The organism is Janthinobacterium sp. UMAB-60 (assembly GCF_900095235.1).
Lineage (GTDB): Bacteria > Pseudomonadota > Gammaproteobacteria > Burkholderiales > Burkholderiaceae_D > Janthinobacterium.
The window spans coordinates 218362-233897 of record NZ_LT607486.1 but is presented as its reverse complement, the minus strand read 5'-3'; the positions used below and the strand labels follow the sequence as shown (position 1 = coordinate 233897).

Here is a 15536-nt window from a genome sequence, read left to right as displayed (position 1 = left end):
CGGCAGGGGCCCGCCATGCTCAGGCCGGCGGCGGCTGGAAGGCGCAGAAACCCGGCCACTGGTCGCGGCTGTCGCACACTTTCAGGCAGCCTTTGTTTTCCTTGAACGTGGCGACGACCTTGATGGGGAAGCCATATTTGGGCGTCGTGGCCAGGAAGGCGGATGGGCAGCTTTGCTCGTTGCTGAAGCGGAAAGTGATCTCTTCGCGGCGGCCCTTGCGCTCAAAGCTCAGCATGAAGGTTTCATTGCTGTTCCATTGCGCCTTGCCCGGCACGCGGAAGCGGTAGCGGGGGTTGCCCGGCTGCTGGCCTTCAAGTTTCTGGCCGAAGACGCGGCTGCTGGCCGTGGCCGTCTCGACCTTGGCAATCGGATACGGCACGGCAAACATGTAGGTGCCGGCAAAACCCTGGTCGAAGCCGAGGCCCTTCTGGTAGAACGGCACGACGATATGCGGCGCGCCCGCGTATTCCACGCTGTTGTGCGCCGTCACGCGCGACGTCAGCTTGTCATCGGGCGCGTTGCCGAAGACCACATCCAGTTCCAGCAAGGCTTGTTGCTTGTCAATATCTTGCGCCAGATAATCCTTGGGGAACAGCTCGCCATGCACGCAGCCGGCCAGCAAGGCGGCGGCGCAGCAGCCGGCGAGGAGTTTGGGTAGTGTCATGGCTGTTTTCCTTCCGGCGGCGCGGTAGCGAGGCCCAGCCCCGTCACTTGCCAGCCGCCCTTGCCTTGTTTCCATTGAAATTGCTGGCCAAACCAGGCCAGTTCCAGCTCGCGCCGGATGCGGTTCGAATCGGTGCGGCCCTGGCGCGCCTTGATGGCGGCGCCCGCCTGCGCGGAAGCGGCATCCGACAACGGTTTCAGCCACCGTTGATAGGTATCGGGCGGCAAGGCCAGCACGCCGGCCACGCCATCGTCGCGCGTGGCGACGATGATCCCCACCTTCGTCAGCGCATTCGTCAGATACGCGCCGCGCCGCCCGTCGGGCGAGACGGAGACCAGCATGGCGGGCGCGTAATCGCCGGTGACGCCGCCCGGCACGTCAAACCACAGCAGTTCGCCCGTGCCTGTATCGAGCGCGCGGCCGTCGCGGGCAAACAGCAGCAGCTCGGGACGGCCCGGCTGCGGCACGCCCCATTCGGGGTCGCGCTCGGTGCGCACCATGCTGTCGCGCTGCATGGGACTGATGGGGCGCATCAGCGGTTCGCCATTTTGCACGCCGATGAGGATGGTGCCCTGGCCCGTATAGCCCTTGGTAAACGCCAGCAGCATGGGCTGGCCCTCGCGCGTGGCTTTCAGCGGGCGCACTTCCGCCACTTCGCGCGCGCCGCCGGGCCAGTAGCCGTGCTGACGGAAAGACAAAGTGACGAGCGGGTCGAAGCGGTCGCTGGTGACGACGAAGTCGCCGTACTGAATGGTCACCGGCACGTAGGGCGCTTGCGCCTGCGCGCAGGGCACGATGGCGGCGGCGAGGGTGGCGGCCGCCGCCAGGCGGCAAAAGGAGAGGGACAGCATGGCATCCTGTAAAGGTCGCAAGGTGCGAAGGAGGCATATCATAGACGATTCCCCACTAGCAACACTGTCCGATAGCCAACATCAACGGCGCTCGATTTCAATCAGTTCGATCTCGAACAGCTTGGGCCACAGTTTGCCCGTGACAAACAAGCGCTTGCCGCGCGCATCCCAGGCGATGCCGTTGAGCACGGCGTCGGGATTGGCCGTGCCCCGCTGCTCGGGCGGCAGCAAGCCCGTCAGGTCGATCCAGCCCACCACCTTGCCGCTGGCCGGGTCGATGCGGGCGATCACGTCCGCGCCCCACACATTGGCGAACAGTTCGCCATCGACCATTTCCAGCTCGTTCAGGCGGTCGATGGGGCGGCCTTCCGCCTTCACTTCGAAGCGGCGCACCTCGGCCAGGGTTTTCGGATTGAGCACGCGGATGGCGGACGTGCCATCGCTCATGTAGACAAATTTGCCATCGCTGGCCAGGCCCCAGCCTTCGCCCTGATAGCTGAAGGTGCGTTTCAGTTTGAACGTTTTCTGGTCGAACACATAGCCGGTCTGCGAAATCCACGTCAAGCCGAGGATCTCATCGCCCACCTCCGTGATGCCCTCGCCGAACACTTTTTTGTCCAGCATGCTTTTCTGTAGCACTTTGCCCGTCGTCAATTCCACCTTGCGCAAGGAGGACTGGCCGTTCTGGCCCGTGCTTTCATACAGGTGGCCATCCTTGAACAGCAAGCCCTGGGTGAACGCCTGGGGGTCGTGCGGATAGGTATTCTTGACGAAATAGCCATACACGGGAATGGCCGCCTGGGCATAGCCCATTTCGCTCATCAGGCCCACGGTGCATAACAATCCCAGCAGCAGAGAGCCGGCCGTACGTTTCAGTCTGGTTTTACCTGTGTTCTTCATATGCTTGGCGGTGGTTGGCGAGCGCCTATTGTAAACGTGCCGCGTCCGCCATGCGCGCCCTGACGAGGTCCAGCCAGGCGCGCGCGGCGAACGACAGCCGTCCGCCGCGGCGCCAGGCCAGCATCAGATTCCACTCCACGGGAGGGCCGGCCAGGGGAATCACGTCAAATTGCGACTGCTCCAGCGTGTCGCAATACATCTTCGGCAGCAGGCAGATGCCCACGCCCAGCCGCACCAGCGAGGCGATAAAATCCCACTGGCCGCTGCGGCCCGTGATGCGCGGCGCGAAGCCGGCCCGCTGGCAGGCATCCTGCACGATGTCGTTCAGGGCAAACGCGGCGCCGTAGAAGATGAAGGGACTGTCGGCCAGCTCGGCCAGGGCCACCGAGGCGCGCCCCTGCCACGGCGAGCCGGGCGCGGCCAGCAGGCACAGCGGCGAGCGCACGAGGGGCAAGGCTTCGAAATCCTGCCAGGTGGCCGCGTTGCCAGGATAGTCGAGCATGGTGCCCAGTTCCACCGTGCCGGTGCGCAAGTCGCGCTCGATCGCCTGCGTGCCGCTTTCATACATTTTCAGCTCGATGCCCGGATAGCGCTGGTGGTATTCGGCCAGCCACGGCGCCAGCGTGGAGTGGGTTTGCGGCGACACGCCGACGCGCAATTCTCCCCGCTCAAGGTGTTGCAGGTCGCGCAACTCCACCTTCAGTTCCGCGTGCAGGGCCAGCAGTTCATGCGCGCGCGACAGCACCACCTTGCCCGCGTCCGTCAGCGTAAAACGCTTGCCGGCGCGGTCCAGCAGAGCCAGGTCCAGCGACTGTTCCAATTGCTGGATCATCTTGCTGACGGTGGGTTGCGTCACGTGCAGCCTGGCGGCCGCGCGCGTAAAACTGGCTTGCTCGACCACTTCGACGAAGTAGCGCAAGGAGCGGATATCCATGATGCATTCCAATATCGAATGATAATCATGAGTTTAAGTCATTTTGTCTTTTGATGTAGGGTCACTACAATGAAACCTTCCCCCAGCCGTTTGAAAGCCCGCCGTGAAAGCCTTGCACTGTTCCACCGCCGCCCTGCCCTCCATCGCTGCCTGGCGCCGGCCCGCGCAGACCGCGTGGCAAGTGGGCGTGCTGATTGCCGCCTGGTGGTTGGCCGACGAGGCCGCTTCCGCCCTGCACTTGCCGTTTTCCGGCGGCGTGGTGGGACTGTTCGTGCTGGTGGCCCTGCTGCTGTCGGGCTGGGTGCGTCCGACCACCATCGAACTGGGCGCGAACTGGCTGCTGGCCAATATGCTGCTGTTCTTCATACCGCTGGTGGTGTCCGTGGTGCAATTTACGCAACTGTTGAAGTCGCAGGGCTTGATGCTGTTCGTGAATATCGGCCTCGGTTTTGCCAGCGTGATGCTGGCCACGGCCTTGACGGTGGAATGGGTGTGCCGTTATGAACGCAAGTTGCGTCTGAATAAGCTGCTGCGCCAGCGCGCAGCCAGGGCGCAAGCATGAGCACCCTCGTCCTGTCGTTGCTGTTTTTGCTGCTGACCCTGGTACTGTTCTATGCCAACCAGGCGCTGCACCGCCGCCATCCGCATTTTTTGCTGACGCCCGCCATCTGCACCTCGGCGATATTGATCATCATCGTGCAGGCCACCTCGACGCCGTTCGCCACGTATTTCGGCGAGACGCGCTGGCTGCCGTGGCTGCTGGGCCCTGCCACCATCGCGTTTGCGCTGCCCATCTTCCAGGAGCGCACGCTGATCCGCAAGCACTGGCTGGCCTTGTCGCTGGGCAGCTGCGCCGGCATCGTCGCCTCCGTGGCCGCCACATTGCTGCTGGACCGGGTATTTGGCGTGCACGGCGACATGGCGCGCAGCCTGCTGGCGCGTTCCGTCTCGACGCCGTTCGCGCTGGAAGCGTCGCGCCACATGGGCGGCTCGGCCCAGCTGACGGGCATCTTCGTGGTGATGACGGGCCTGTTCGGCTTGATGCTCGGTAAACCGTTATTAAAACTGCTGCCCTTGCGCATGCGCATCGCGCGCGGCGCCCCGTATGGCGCGGCCGCGCACGGTTTTGGTTTGTCCGTGGCGCGCCGCGTGGGCACGGAAGAAGGCGCCGTGGCCAGCCTGACGATGATCTTTTCCGGCATCGTGACGGTGCTGCTGGCGCCGCTGCTGGGGCATCTGCTGGGCTAGCGGCCCGCTTGCAGCGCCTGCATGCCATGCACGATCAGGTCGATGCCCGCCAAAAAATCCGCGCGGTCGTCGTGCGCGCGCAACTGGCCCGCCACCTTGCGGGCAAACGGAAACGCCTGCGCATCGAGGCGTGACCAGGCGCCCGCCAGGGTGTCGAGGAAATGCGCGCGCTCCAGGCCCTGTTCCCGGGCGATGACGGCGTTGGCCGCATTCTGCCCGCTCACGCCCAGCAAATAATTGAGCAAGGCACATGCCGCCATCCACTGGCGGTCCTGCGGCACGCCCAGCGCATCGACCTGCCGGCCCAGGCGCTCCAGGATGCGCACGGTGGGCAGCTGGCCCGGCGCGCGCGACAGGGCCGAGCCCAGCCACGGATGCGCATCCATGGCCTCGAACATGGCCAGCGCCACGGCGCGGATGCCCGCCTGCGGCGTATCGCCAGACGGGGCGTCCTGCATGGCGCGGGCGACGATGGCGTCGCTGGCGGCCGTGAACAAATCATCCTTGTCGGCCACGTGCCAGTAGATGGCGCCCGCGCCCGTCGCCAGACGCGCGGCCAAGGCGCGGAAGGTCAGGCCGCCCTCGCCCGCTGTGTCGAGCAGGGCAATGGCGGCGTCGATGATGGTGTCGCGCGTCAGCGTGTCGGCGCGTCGTGGTGGGGTCGCTACGGTATGGGGCATCGCTTATCTTGACACAGATGGCGGCTTGCCGCAAAATTCTTCTGGAACGTTGTTCCATTATTGTTTTGAAAACTATCTGAAGGATCACCATGCATATTGCCATCATCGGCGCGGGGCTGGGCGGGCTGATGCTCGCCCGCGTGCTGCACGTCCACGGCATCGCCGCCACCGTGTATGAAGCGGATGCATCGCCGCAGGCGCGCCGCCAGGGCGGCATGCTGGATATCCACGAAGAAACTGGCCAGCAAGCGCTGCGGGCGGCCGGCCTGCACGATGCCTTCCGCGCCCTCATCCACGCAGGCGGCGAAGCGAGCCGCGTGCTCGACCAGCACGGCACCGTCCTGCACGACGAGGGCGACGACGGCACGGGCGGCCGTCCCGAAGTGCCGCGCGGCGAACTGCGCCGCATCCTGCTCGATGCCTTGCCTGACGGCTGCGTGCGCTGGGGCCACAAATTGACAAACGTCGCAACGCTGGGCGGCGGCCGGCACCTTTTACAGTTTGCGCATGGCGCCTCGGCGGCCAGCGATCTGCTGGTGGGCGCGGACGGCGCCTGGTCCCGGGTGCGGCCGCTGCTCTCCAGCGCGCAGCCCGCCTATAGCGGCATTGCCTTCATTGAAACGTATCTGTTCGACAGCGACCGCCGCCACCGGGCCAGCGCGCAAGCCGTGGGCGCTGGCGCCCTGTTCGCGCTGGCGCCGGGCAAGGGCATCCAGGCCCACCGCGAAGCCGATGGCGTGCTGCATGCGTATGTGGCCCTGAGTAAGCCCGAGGAGTGGCTGGCCGGCATCGACTTTGCCGACCCGGCCGCCGCCCGGGCGGCCATCGCCGAGCAGTTTGCCGGCTGGGCGCCGGCGCTCACGGCCCTGATCACGGACGCGGACACGCCGCCCGTGCCCCGTCCCGTGCAGCTGCTGCCCGTCGACCACCGCTGGCAGCGCGTGGCGGGCGTGACCTTGCTGGGCGACGCGGCCCATTTGATGGCGCCAGCGGGCGAAGGCGCCAACCTGGCCATGCTGGACGGCGCCGAGCTGGCGCAGGCGCTTGCCGCGCAGCCGGGCGACGTGGCGGCGGCCCTGCTGGCGTATGAAACGGCGCTGTTTGCGCGCAGCGGCGCGGCCGCGGCGGAGTCGGAGCGCATCCTGCGCCTGTGCTTTGGCGACGATGCCCCGCACGGCCTGGTCCGGTTCTTTACGGGCATGCGGGACGCCGGCCCGGCGCGCGCAGTGTGAACGGCGGCGCCAAAGCCCCACGCCAGTGGCGTTTATCGGGGATAATACGCCTTTCCCCATTCCAAGCAGCCGCGCCACGATGAAATACCCTGCAGTCCTGCCTTTCAGCGATATCCTGCCCCGCTTGCACGAATTCGATGCCATCATCGACGTGCGCAGCCCGTCCGAGTTCGCGGAAGACCACTTGCCGGGCGCCATCAACCTGCCCGTGCTGGACGACGAGCAGCGCGTGCGCGTGGGTACTTTATATAAACAGACCAGTGCCTTCGAAGCGAAGAAGCTGGGCGCGGCACTGGTGGCGAAAAATATCGCGCGGCATATCGAAGACGGTTTCCTCGGTCACCCGCACGATTGGAAGCCGCTCGTCTACTGCTGGCGCGGCGGCAACCGCAGCGGCGCCATGGTGCATATCCTGGCGCGCATCGGCTGGCCCGTCACGCAGCTCGACGGCGGCTACAAGGAATACCGGCGCCACGTGAATGCCGAGCTGGCCACCCTGCCCGAACGTTTCGACTTCATCAACGTGCTGTGCGGCCCCACAGGCAGCGGCAAGAGCCGCCTGTTGCAGGTGCTCGACAAACAAGGCGCGCAGGTGATCGATCTGGAAGACCTGGCGGCCCACCGCGGCTCCGTGCTGGGCGGCTTGCCGGACGCGGACCAGCCCTCGCAAAAGGCGTTTGAAAGCGCGCTGTGGCAGCAGTTGCGCCATTTCGACCCGACGCTGCCCGTGTTCATCGAATCGGAAAGCAAAAAAGTGGGTCGCTTACGCGTGCCCGACGCGCTGATGGAAAAGATGCGCGCGGCCGCCTGCACGGACGTGCGGCTGGCCACGGAGCAGCGCGTGCAATTGCTGATGCAAGACTATGAACATTTCGTCGGCGACCCCGTGCGCCTGAACGTGCAGCTGGCCCTGTTGACGCAACTGCATGGCAAGGAGAAAATTGCCCACTGGCAGCAACTGGCGACCTCGGGCCAGATGGCCGAGCTGGTGGAAGAGTTGCTGGTCCAGCATTACGACCCCGTCTACCGGCAATCGATCGCCCGCAACTTCAGCCGCTACGCCCAGGCGACGCCGCTGGTCTTGCCCGACATTTCAGAACATGCCTTTGAGCAAGCCGCACGCGCGTTGTGTGGTATTGTCGGCACTAAATCCCCCTAAAGGTGCAGTGCCGGGGTCGGACCCTGAGGGTCCGACCCCTGATCTTGCGTTTGGGGTAAAAATGATCATCGTTGTACACAACATCAGCAGGAATTTCCATGTCAGATAGCGCAGCAACATCCAATACCCCAATCCGATTGACCGAATTTGCCCATGGCGGCGGCTGCGGCTGCAAAATCGCGCCCGGCGTGCTGGCCGACATTTTAAAGGGCAGCGGTGGCTTTCCCCTGCCGAAAGAATTGCTGGTCGGCATAGAAACCTCGGATGACGCGGCCGTCTACCAGCTCAACGACGAGCAGGCGCTGATCGCCACGACGGATTTCTTCATGCCCATCGTCGACGACCCGTTCGACTTCGGCCGCATCGCCGCCACCAACGCCATTTCCGACGTGTACGCCATGGGCGGCACGCCCATCATGGCGCTGGCCCTGGTCGGCATGCCGATCAACAAGCTGCCGGTGGAAACCATCGGTCTCATCTTGAAAGGCGGCGAAACCATCTGCGCCCAGGCCGGCATCCCCATCGCGGGCGGCCACACCATCGATTCCGTCGAGCCGATCTATGGCCTGGTCGTGCTGGGCCTGGTCCACCCGTCGCAGGTGAAGCGCAACGCGGGCGCGCGCACCGGCGACAAACTGGTATTGGGCAAGCCGATCGGCGTGGGCATCCTGTCGGCCGCGCTGAAAAAGAATGCGCTGGACGCGGATGGCTACGCGTCCTTGATCGATAACACCACCAAATTGAATACCCCGGGCAAGAAACTGGCCCTGCTCGATGGCGTGCATGCGCTGACGGACGTGACGGGCTTCGGCTTGCTGGGCCACACGCTGGAACTGGCGCGCGGCGCCAAGTTGCAAGCGCGCATCGCCATGGCTGACGTGCCGCTGCTGCCGCAAGTGCAGCAACTGGCGCAAAATGGCAACATCACGGGCGCCTCCGGCCGCAACTGGCAGGGATACGGCGCACAAGTGACGCTGGCCGACAATTTAAGCGCCATCGACAAGGCGATCCTGACGGACCCGCAGACGGCCGGCCCCCTGCTGGTGGCGTGCGCGCCGGAAGCCGTCGAGCAAGTGCTGGCGATTTTCCGCGCCGAAGGCTTTGGCGACGCCGTCGTCATCGGCGAGATGCAGGATGGCAGTACCGGGGTTTCCGTATATTAATGAACAATCTTTTCAAAGGCAGTCCCATGACCACATTCTCCAACAAGTTCCCCGCCATCCTGGCCACCGTCGCCGCCACCTTGGCCATCCACAGCGGCCTGGCGCAGGCGCAGCAAGTGTTGCGCGTGTCCGCCATCCCCGACGAAGCGCCGACGGAATTGCAGCGCAAGTTCAAGCCGCTGGGCAGCTATCTGGAGAAGAAGCTGGGCATGAAGGTGGAATTTACGCCCGTCACCGATTACGCGGCGTCCGTGGAGGGCTTGATCAATAACAAGCTCGACATGGTCTGGTTCGGCGGTTTTACCTTCGTGCAAGCGAACGTGCGCAGCGGCGGCAAGATCGTGCCCCTGGTACAGCGCGAGGAAGACACGAAGTTCCGCTCCGTGTTCGTCACCACCAGCAAGGACATCAATCAATTGTCGGACCTGAAGGGCAAGAATTTCACGTTTGGTTCGGAATCGTCGACCTCGGGCCATTTGATGCCCCGTTACTACTTGCTGGCCGCCAAAATCAACCCGGACACGGACATGAAGCGCATCGCGTTCTCGGGCGCGCATGACGCCACCGTGGCGGCCGTGGCCGGCGGCAAGGTCGATGCGGGCACCTTGAATATCTCCGTGTGGGAAAAACTGGTCGAAGCGAAAAAGGTCGACCCGGCCAAGGTGCGCGTGTTCTACACGACACCGGGCTACTACGATTACAACTGGAGCGTGCGCGCCGACATGAACCCCGTCGTGCGCAAGAAGCTGACGGACGCCTTCCTGGCGCTCGATGCTTCCACGCCGGAAGGCAAGGAAATCCTCGACCTGCAGCGCGCCACGAAGTTCATCCCGACCAAGGCCGAGAACTACAAGGATATCGAAGCGGCTGCGCGCGATGCGAAGCTGTTGAAATAATTGCTGAATCTGTCGGATTACGGCCTCCGGCCTAATCCGACCTACGCTGCCGTCGCATGGCGTAGGTCGGATTAGCGGCGCAGCCGCGTAATCCGACACACCAACGCCCCCACACCGAACATAGCATGACATTCCAACTTCACAAGGTCAGCGTCCACCACGCGGGCGCCGCCGGCAGTGCGCTGGCCCTGCGCGAGCTGGATCTGGACGTGGCCCAGGGCGAACAGATCGCCCTGATCGGGCCGTCCGGCGCCGGCAAGACCAGTTTGCTGCATACGCTGGCCTGCGCGCTGCGCCCCGAGTCCGGCACCTTGAGCGTCCTCGGCAGCTCTCCCTGGCAGCTGGGCAGCGCCGCGCGCCACGCCTTGCGCGCGCGCCTGTTCCTGGCGCCGCAAACGCCGCCGCTGCCGCCGCGTCAGCGCGTCGTCAACGCCGTGCTGGCGGGCCGCTTGCCGCAATGGAGCTTGTGGACGGCCATCCGTTCGCTGCTGGCGCCCGTCGACCCGCGCGCCGCGTGGGAAGCGTTAGGTAAATTCAACCTGCAGGACAAACTGTATGCGCGGGTAGACCGCCTGTCCGGCGGCGAACGCCAGCGCTGCGGCATGGCGCGCGCGCTGGTGTCGAATGCGCAAGCGTTCCTCGTCGACGAACCGCTGTCCGCGCTCGACCCCACACTCGCTTTGCAGACGATCCATGTGCTGCAAGCGGAAGCGACGGCGCGCAACGCCACCCTGATCTGCAGCCTGCACCAGGTGGAGATCGCGCGCGCCTGTTTTACGCGCATCGTGGCCTTGCGCGACGGCAAGATTGTCTTCGACTTGCCAGCTAGCGAGGTCAGCGACGCCATGATCGCCGAGCTGTATCGCAACAAGGCCGATCCCGCGCCGCAGTTCGAGGCAGTGGACGCGAACCTGGACGCCGCGAGGCCCCTTTGCTGAAAAGCGCCAACGTCCCCCTGCCGCGCGACCCCGCCTGGCGCGGCCGCCTGAGCGCGGCTGCCGTCGTGCTGCTGGTGCTGTGGCCGATGCTGGTGCAGGCCGAATTCAAGCCGTGGATTTTATTCGATGCGCAAAGCCTGGCGGCCACCTGGCAATTCCTTGCCAGCTTCGTGCCGCCCGCCCACTCGCCGGAATTTTTGCAACTGGTGGCCATTTCCAGTTGGGAAACCATCGCCATGGCCACGGCCGGCATGGCGCTGGCCATGCTGGGGGCTATTCCCTTGACCTTGCTGGTGACGGAGCGTTTGTCGATTTCGCGCATCGGCTCTGGCCGGGTGTCGCCGCTGGCCGCCAGCGTGCGCCATTGCGTGCGCGCGCTGCTGGTGCTGCTGCGCAGCGTGCCGGAGCTGGTCTGGGCCTTGTTATTGGTGCGCATCGTCGGCCTGGGGCCGACGGCCGGCGTGATCGCCATCGCGCTCACGTATTGCGGCATGCTGGGCAAGGTGTATGCGGAAATCCTCGAATCGTCGGATGCGTCCGCCTGCAACGCGCTATTGCACAACGGCAGCGGCAGATTAAAAGCATTGCTGTACGGCGCCTTGCCCGAATCGGCCGCCGAACTGGTGTCATACACGATTTACCGCTGGGAATGCGCGATCCGCGGTTCCGTCGTCATGGGTTTTGTCGGCGCGGGCGGCCTGGGCCAGCGCATGGATGAATCGATGAAGATGATGGCGGGCAATGAATTGGCCACCATGCTGATGGTGTTCGTGCTGCTGGTGGCGGGCGCCGATGCCGTTTCCGCCATGCTGCGCCGGAGGCTGGCATGAAGGGCGACACCTCCATGCTGCCGGTGTCCCCTCGCGTGCGCGGGTCCACCTGGGCCTTGCTGGCCGGCTTGCTGCTGCTGGTCATCGCCAGCTTCGCCACCCTGCCCCTGAAATGGGGCGAGTTCTTCAGTGCCGACGCCGTGCGCACGAGCGCCGATTTCCTGCACGGCTTCGCCCCGCCCGAGCTGGCGCCCGACTTTCTGATGAAAGTCGGCGTGGCCACCTTCGAGACCCTGGCCATGTCGGCCATCGGCACGGTGATCGCCGCCGTGCTGGGCGCGCTGCTGGCCCTGCCCGCCAGCGGGCGTTTCGGCAAGCTGGCGCGCAACGCCACGCGCGCAATCCTGAACGTGCTGCGCTCGATCCCCGAACTGGTGTGGGCCTCGATCTTGCTGATCGCCGCCGGCCTGGGTCCGTTCGCGGGTACCCTGGCGCTGGCGCTGCATACGGTGGGCGTGCTGGGCCGCTTGTTTGCCGATGCGTTTGAAAACTGCCCGCCCCTGCCCGCCGCCACCTTGCGCATCAACGGCGCCCGGCCGGCCGTGGCCTTTTTGTACGCGACCTTGCCGCAATGTGGGCCGCAGATGATGTCGTATACGCTGTACCGCTGGGAAAACAATATCCGCGCCGCCGCCATCCTCGGCGTCGTCGGTGCGGGCGGCCTGGGGCAGATGCTGAAATACCATCTGTCGCTGTTCCAGATGCAGAGCGCCGCGACCGTCATCGTCGCCATGCTGCTGATGGTGGCCGCCGTCGATGGCCTCAGCTATGTGCTGCGCCGCGCCATGACCCGTTGATTTTTTTACTTTTCACAAGGAATACCGATGTCAGGCTGGTGGACCATTATCTCGACAGAAACACCGGAACAGATGGCCGACCTGGCCAAGGTCAACAAGGACGCCATCCTGGCCACCTGGGAAGCGGGCTTGGGCGGCCTGGGCTGGATCACGCAATTGTGTGAACAAGGCAAGGCGAGCCAGCTGAGCTGCAATGGCTTTCCGAACCGCTACACGGTACGGGCGTCGGACCTGACGCCGCTCCTGGCCAGTGGCATCGCCGAGGCGCAGGAAGGCGTCTTTCAGGAAGACCTGCCCGCCGGCTGGCCCGGCAGCATCACGCTGCACCGCGACCGCATCGCCGCTTGCCCACCCGGGCAGGTATTGACGGTCGAGGTGTGGGACCAGTCCTGAGCGGTAAACCTGAGTCGGCCAGCAGCGCTCAGGCGCTATTTATCCGTGCCCTCCGCCAGAACCAGGATCCACCGTTTCCCATTGATCATGATTTTCACTTCGAACGGCAGCGCGCCGGCAGGTGCGGCCGAGACGTCGAAACTGTGCGTCTGCGCAACGTAGCGCAACCATGCCGGCAGAGGCGCGTCATCGGTCCTGCTGATGCGCACCGACGCGCGCGGGTCTGACAGGGCCGCCGTCAGTGGCGCCGGCAAGGCAAAGCTGAAAGCGTCACCCTTGCTCACCATATCTTTGGGAATCGACACGCTCACCATGCCCGGCTGCCCATCCGACAAGGGACGCACCAGCGACACCGTGATAGCGCTATTGCGCTGGCCATCGTCGATCCGGCCACCCGGCACAGGCGCTTGCAGCGTCAACGGCGATGCCGCCGAGGTCGGCGCCGGAACGACAGGCACGGTGACTGGCAGTTGCGGCACCCGGGTCGGCTCGACGCCTGCGGCCAGGATGCTGGCAATGGTGCTGGTGCTGGTGTTTTGCAAGCTGTAGTTGGCGGCATCGCTACCCGCGATACTGATCCCCGTGACCGTGACCGGCTTATTGCTGCCCACATCGGCAGTGGCGAAGCTGGCCGCGCCATCGGAGAGCGTCAGCAGATCGCCGGCAATGCGGTTGTCAGCCAGCACGACCATCGCGGCGACGGTTCCATCGAATTGCCGGTCGATCCCCGTGGCGCCCACCGTGAGCGCGCGCGGCGTGATATTGGCCGTGGTGGTGACTTCCGTGCCGCCCAGGACATAGTTGGCGGCATCGGCGCCGCTGGCCGCAATATTGCTGACGCCCATAGTCTTGCCCACACCGGCGTTCTTGTCCGCGAAACTGGCATTGCCGCTCAGCGTCAACAGATCCCCCGCCACCCGGTTGTCCGCCAGTATCGCGCTGCCGTCCGTGCCGCCGTTGTAGATACGGTTTACGCCGCTTGCGCTGACCGTCAAGACCCGCGCCGTGATGTCGGCCGTGGTCGTGGTCGATGTGTTGTAGGCATAGTTGGCCGCGTCGGTGCCGGCGACCGCGATGCCCGTCACGCTGATGGCCTTTGCCGTGCCGACGTTCTTGTCGGAAAATGTCGCCACTTCGTCGGTGACGCTCAGCACATCGCCGGCAACCCGGTCATCGGCCAGGGTAACCGTCGCGTTGCGGCTGCCGTCATACACGCGATTGACGCCGCTGGCACTGACCTTGAGCATGCGCGGCGTGATATCGGCATGGGTAAGGGCCGTGGTATTTTCCAGAGCGTAATTTCCGCCGTCACTACCGCCGATGCTGATGCCGCTCACATTGACCGTTTTGCCGACGCCGACATTCTTGTCCAGGAAATTGGCCGATGCATAGCTAAAGCTCAGCACGTCACCGGTGACGACGCTGTCGTCCGGGGTCAGGTTGGCAATATCGGCCGTGCCGCCGTTATAGACGCGATTGGTCCCGCTGGCAAAGACGGCCAGTATGCGCGGCGTGATGTTGGCGTGGGTCGTCGCCGTGGAGCTGTCGAGACTGTAGTTGCCCGCATCCGCGCCGCCGATACTGATGCCGCCCACGTTGACGGTCTTGCCGGTGCCGACATTTTTATTCAGGAAATTGGCGGTGCTGTAAGAATAAGTCAGCTGGTCGCCGAACACGACGCTGTCGTCCGGCGTCAAGGTCACGGCATCGCCGGTGCCGCCGTTATAGACGCGGTTGCTTCCGCTGGCGAACACTTGCATGGCGCGCGGGGTGATGTTGGCTGTCGTGGCGGCAGTCGTGCTGGCCAGGCTATAGTTGCCGGCATCCAGGCCGCCGATACTGATGCCGCTCACATTGACGGTCTTGCCATTGCCCACGTTCTTGTCGAGGAAATTGGCCGACGTGTACGAATACGTCAGCGCGTCGCCGAACACGACGCTGTCGTCCGGGGTCAGGTTGGCAATATCGACCGTGCCACCGTTGTAGACGCGATTGGTTCCGCTGGCAAAGACGGTCAGTGGGCGCGGCGTGATATTGGCGTGGGTCGTCGCCGTGGAGCTGTCGAGACTGTAATTGCCCGCATCGGCGCCGCCGATGCTGATGCCGCTCACATTGACGGTCTTGCCATTGCCCACGTTCTTGTCGAGGAAGTTGGCTGACGTATACGAATACGTCAGCGCGTCGCCGAACACGACGCTGTCGTCCGGGGTCAGGTTGGCAATATCGGCCGTGCCGCCGTTGTAGACGCGATTGGTTCCGCTGGCGAACACCGCCAGTGACCGCGGCGTGATGTTGGCGTGGGTCGTCGCCGTGGAGCTGTCGAGACTGTAATTGCCCGCATCGGCGCCGCCGATACTGATGCCGCCCACGTTGACGGTCTTGCCGGTGCCGACATTTTTATTCAGGAAATTGGCGGTGCTGTAAGAATAAGTCAGCTGGTCGCCGAACACGACGCTGTCGTCCGGCGTCAAGGTGGCCAGCGCGGCGGTGGTGCCGTTGTAAACACGGTTGCCGGCATTGGCGAAGACAGACAACGGCCGCGCCGTGATATCCGCCTGCGTCGTGGCGCTCGTGCTGCCGATGGCGTAGTTGCCCGCGTCGGCGCCGCCCAGGCTGATTCCCGTCACGTTGACGGTCTTGCCGGTGCCGACATTTTTATTCAGGAAGTTGGCGGCACCGTAAGAATACGTCAGCGCGTCGCCGAACACGACGCTGTCGTCCGGGGTCAGGTTGGCAATATCGACCGTGCCACCGTTGTAGACGCGATTGGTTCCGCTGGCAAAGACGGTCAGTGGGCGCGGCGTGATATTGGCTGCCGTAGTGGCAGTCGAGCTCGCCAGCGCATAGTTGC

Annotated in this window: 16 protein-coding genes; 10 read left to right on the top strand and 6 right to left on the bottom strand. The window is 64.7% G+C overall.

Annotation, left to right across the window (positions count from 1 at the left end):
* Nucleotides 1-19 precede the first annotated feature (19 nt).
* The 4 genes from K0F86_RS11030 to K0F86_RS11015 form a co-directional block, all read right to left on the bottom strand.
* Nucleotides 20-664, bottom strand: a complete 645-nt coding sequence (locus K0F86_RS11030) for a hypothetical protein (protein WP_219134420.1) — start codon at nt 662-664, stop codon at nt 20-22.
* Complete coding sequence (locus tag K0F86_RS11025; RefSeq protein ID WP_219134419.1) at nt 661-1515, bottom strand: hypothetical protein; 855 nt, start codon at nt 1513-1515, stop codon at nt 661-663. The genes K0F86_RS11030 and K0F86_RS11025 overlap by 4 nt, the downstream gene beginning before the upstream one ends.
* Before the next feature lie 81 nt (nt 1516-1596).
* Complete coding sequence (locus K0F86_RS11020) at nt 1597-2415, bottom strand: glutaminyl-peptide cyclotransferase (RefSeq protein ID WP_219134418.1); 819 nt, start codon at nt 2413-2415, stop codon at nt 1597-1599.
* A 25-nt stretch (nt 2416-2440) separates the two neighbouring features.
* Nucleotides 2441-3349 (bottom strand): LysR family transcriptional regulator, encoded by a 909-nt coding sequence (locus tag K0F86_RS11015; protein ID WP_219134417.1) that lies wholly within the window; start codon nt 3347-3349, stop codon nt 2441-2443.
* A gap of 103 nt (nt 3350-3452) precedes the next feature.
* Here K0F86_RS11015 and K0F86_RS11010 point away from each other — a divergent pair, with 103 nt between their 5' ends.
* Together K0F86_RS11010 and K0F86_RS11005 are read left to right on the top strand one after the other, a co-directional pair.
* On the top strand, nt 3453-3911 hold the full coding sequence (locus tag K0F86_RS11010; RefSeq protein ID WP_219134416.1) for a CidA/LrgA family protein: 459 nt from the start codon (nt 3453-3455) through the stop codon (nt 3909-3911).
* Nucleotides 3908-4597, top strand: coding sequence for an LrgB family protein (locus tag K0F86_RS11005; RefSeq protein ID WP_219134415.1), 690 nt, complete (start codon nt 3908-3910; stop codon nt 4595-4597). Before K0F86_RS11010 ends, K0F86_RS11005 begins: the two co-directional genes overlap by 4 nt.
* Here K0F86_RS11005 and K0F86_RS11000 read toward each other — a convergent pair.
* Nucleotides 4594-5277 (bottom strand): TetR/AcrR family transcriptional regulator, encoded by a 684-nt coding sequence (locus K0F86_RS11000; RefSeq protein ID WP_219134414.1) that lies wholly within the window; start codon nt 5275-5277, stop codon nt 4594-4596. The two genes, K0F86_RS11005 and K0F86_RS11000, sit on opposite strands and share 4 nt — an antisense overlap.
* Nucleotides 5278-5366: 89 nt before the next feature.
* Between K0F86_RS11000 and K0F86_RS10995 the strand changes: the two genes are divergently transcribed.
* The 8 genes from K0F86_RS10995 (at nt 5367) to K0F86_RS10960 (ending at nt 12685) form a co-directional block, all read left to right on the top strand.
* Nucleotides 5367-6509, top strand: a complete 1143-nt coding sequence (locus K0F86_RS10995) for an NAD(P)/FAD-dependent oxidoreductase (RefSeq protein WP_257572098.1) — start codon at nt 5367-5369, stop codon at nt 6507-6509.
* Between the two features lie 79 nt (nt 6510-6588).
* Nucleotides 6589-7668: a tRNA 2-selenouridine(34) synthase MnmH gene (mnmH, locus tag K0F86_RS10990; RefSeq protein WP_219134413.1), complete on the top strand. Its 1080-nt coding sequence runs from the start codon at nt 6589-6591 to the stop codon at nt 7666-7668.
* Between the two features lie 98 nt (nt 7669-7766).
* On the top strand, nt 7767-8831 hold the full coding sequence (selD, locus tag K0F86_RS10985) for a selenide, water dikinase SelD (RefSeq protein WP_219134412.1): 1065 nt from the start codon (nt 7767-7769) through the stop codon (nt 8829-8831).
* A gap of 26 nt (nt 8832-8857) precedes the next feature.
* Nucleotides 8858-9727 (top strand): putative selenate ABC transporter substrate-binding protein, encoded by an 870-nt coding sequence (locus K0F86_RS10980; RefSeq protein ID WP_219134411.1) that lies wholly within the window; start codon nt 8858-8860, stop codon nt 9725-9727.
* Nucleotides 9728-9852: 125 nt separating this feature from the next.
* Nucleotides 9853-10665 carry a phosphonate ABC transporter ATP-binding protein gene (locus K0F86_RS10975; protein ID WP_219134410.1) on the top strand — a complete coding sequence of 271 codons (813 nt, stop codon included), beginning with the start codon at nt 9853-9855 and terminating at the stop codon, nt 10663-10665.
* Nucleotides 10659-11495, top strand: a complete 837-nt coding sequence (locus tag K0F86_RS10970; RefSeq protein WP_219134409.1) for an ABC transporter permease — start codon at nt 10659-10661, stop codon at nt 11493-11495. Before K0F86_RS10975 ends, K0F86_RS10970 begins: the two co-directional genes overlap by 7 nt.
* Complete coding sequence (gene phnE, locus K0F86_RS10965; RefSeq protein ID WP_219134408.1) at nt 11492-12292, top strand: phosphonate ABC transporter, permease protein PhnE; 801 nt, start codon at nt 11492-11494, stop codon at nt 12290-12292. The genes K0F86_RS10970 and phnE overlap by 4 nt, the downstream gene beginning before the upstream one ends.
* Before the next feature lie 27 nt (nt 12293-12319).
* Nucleotides 12320-12685 (top strand): hypothetical protein, encoded by a 366-nt coding sequence (locus K0F86_RS10960; protein WP_219134407.1) that lies wholly within the window; start codon nt 12320-12322, stop codon nt 12683-12685.
* A 35-nt stretch (nt 12686-12720) separates the two neighbouring features.
* Here K0F86_RS10960 and K0F86_RS10955 read toward each other — a convergent pair.
* Nucleotides 12721-15536, bottom strand: a 2816-nt coding sequence (locus K0F86_RS10955) for an S-layer family protein (protein ID WP_257572097.1), incomplete at its 5' end; no start/stop codon positions are given.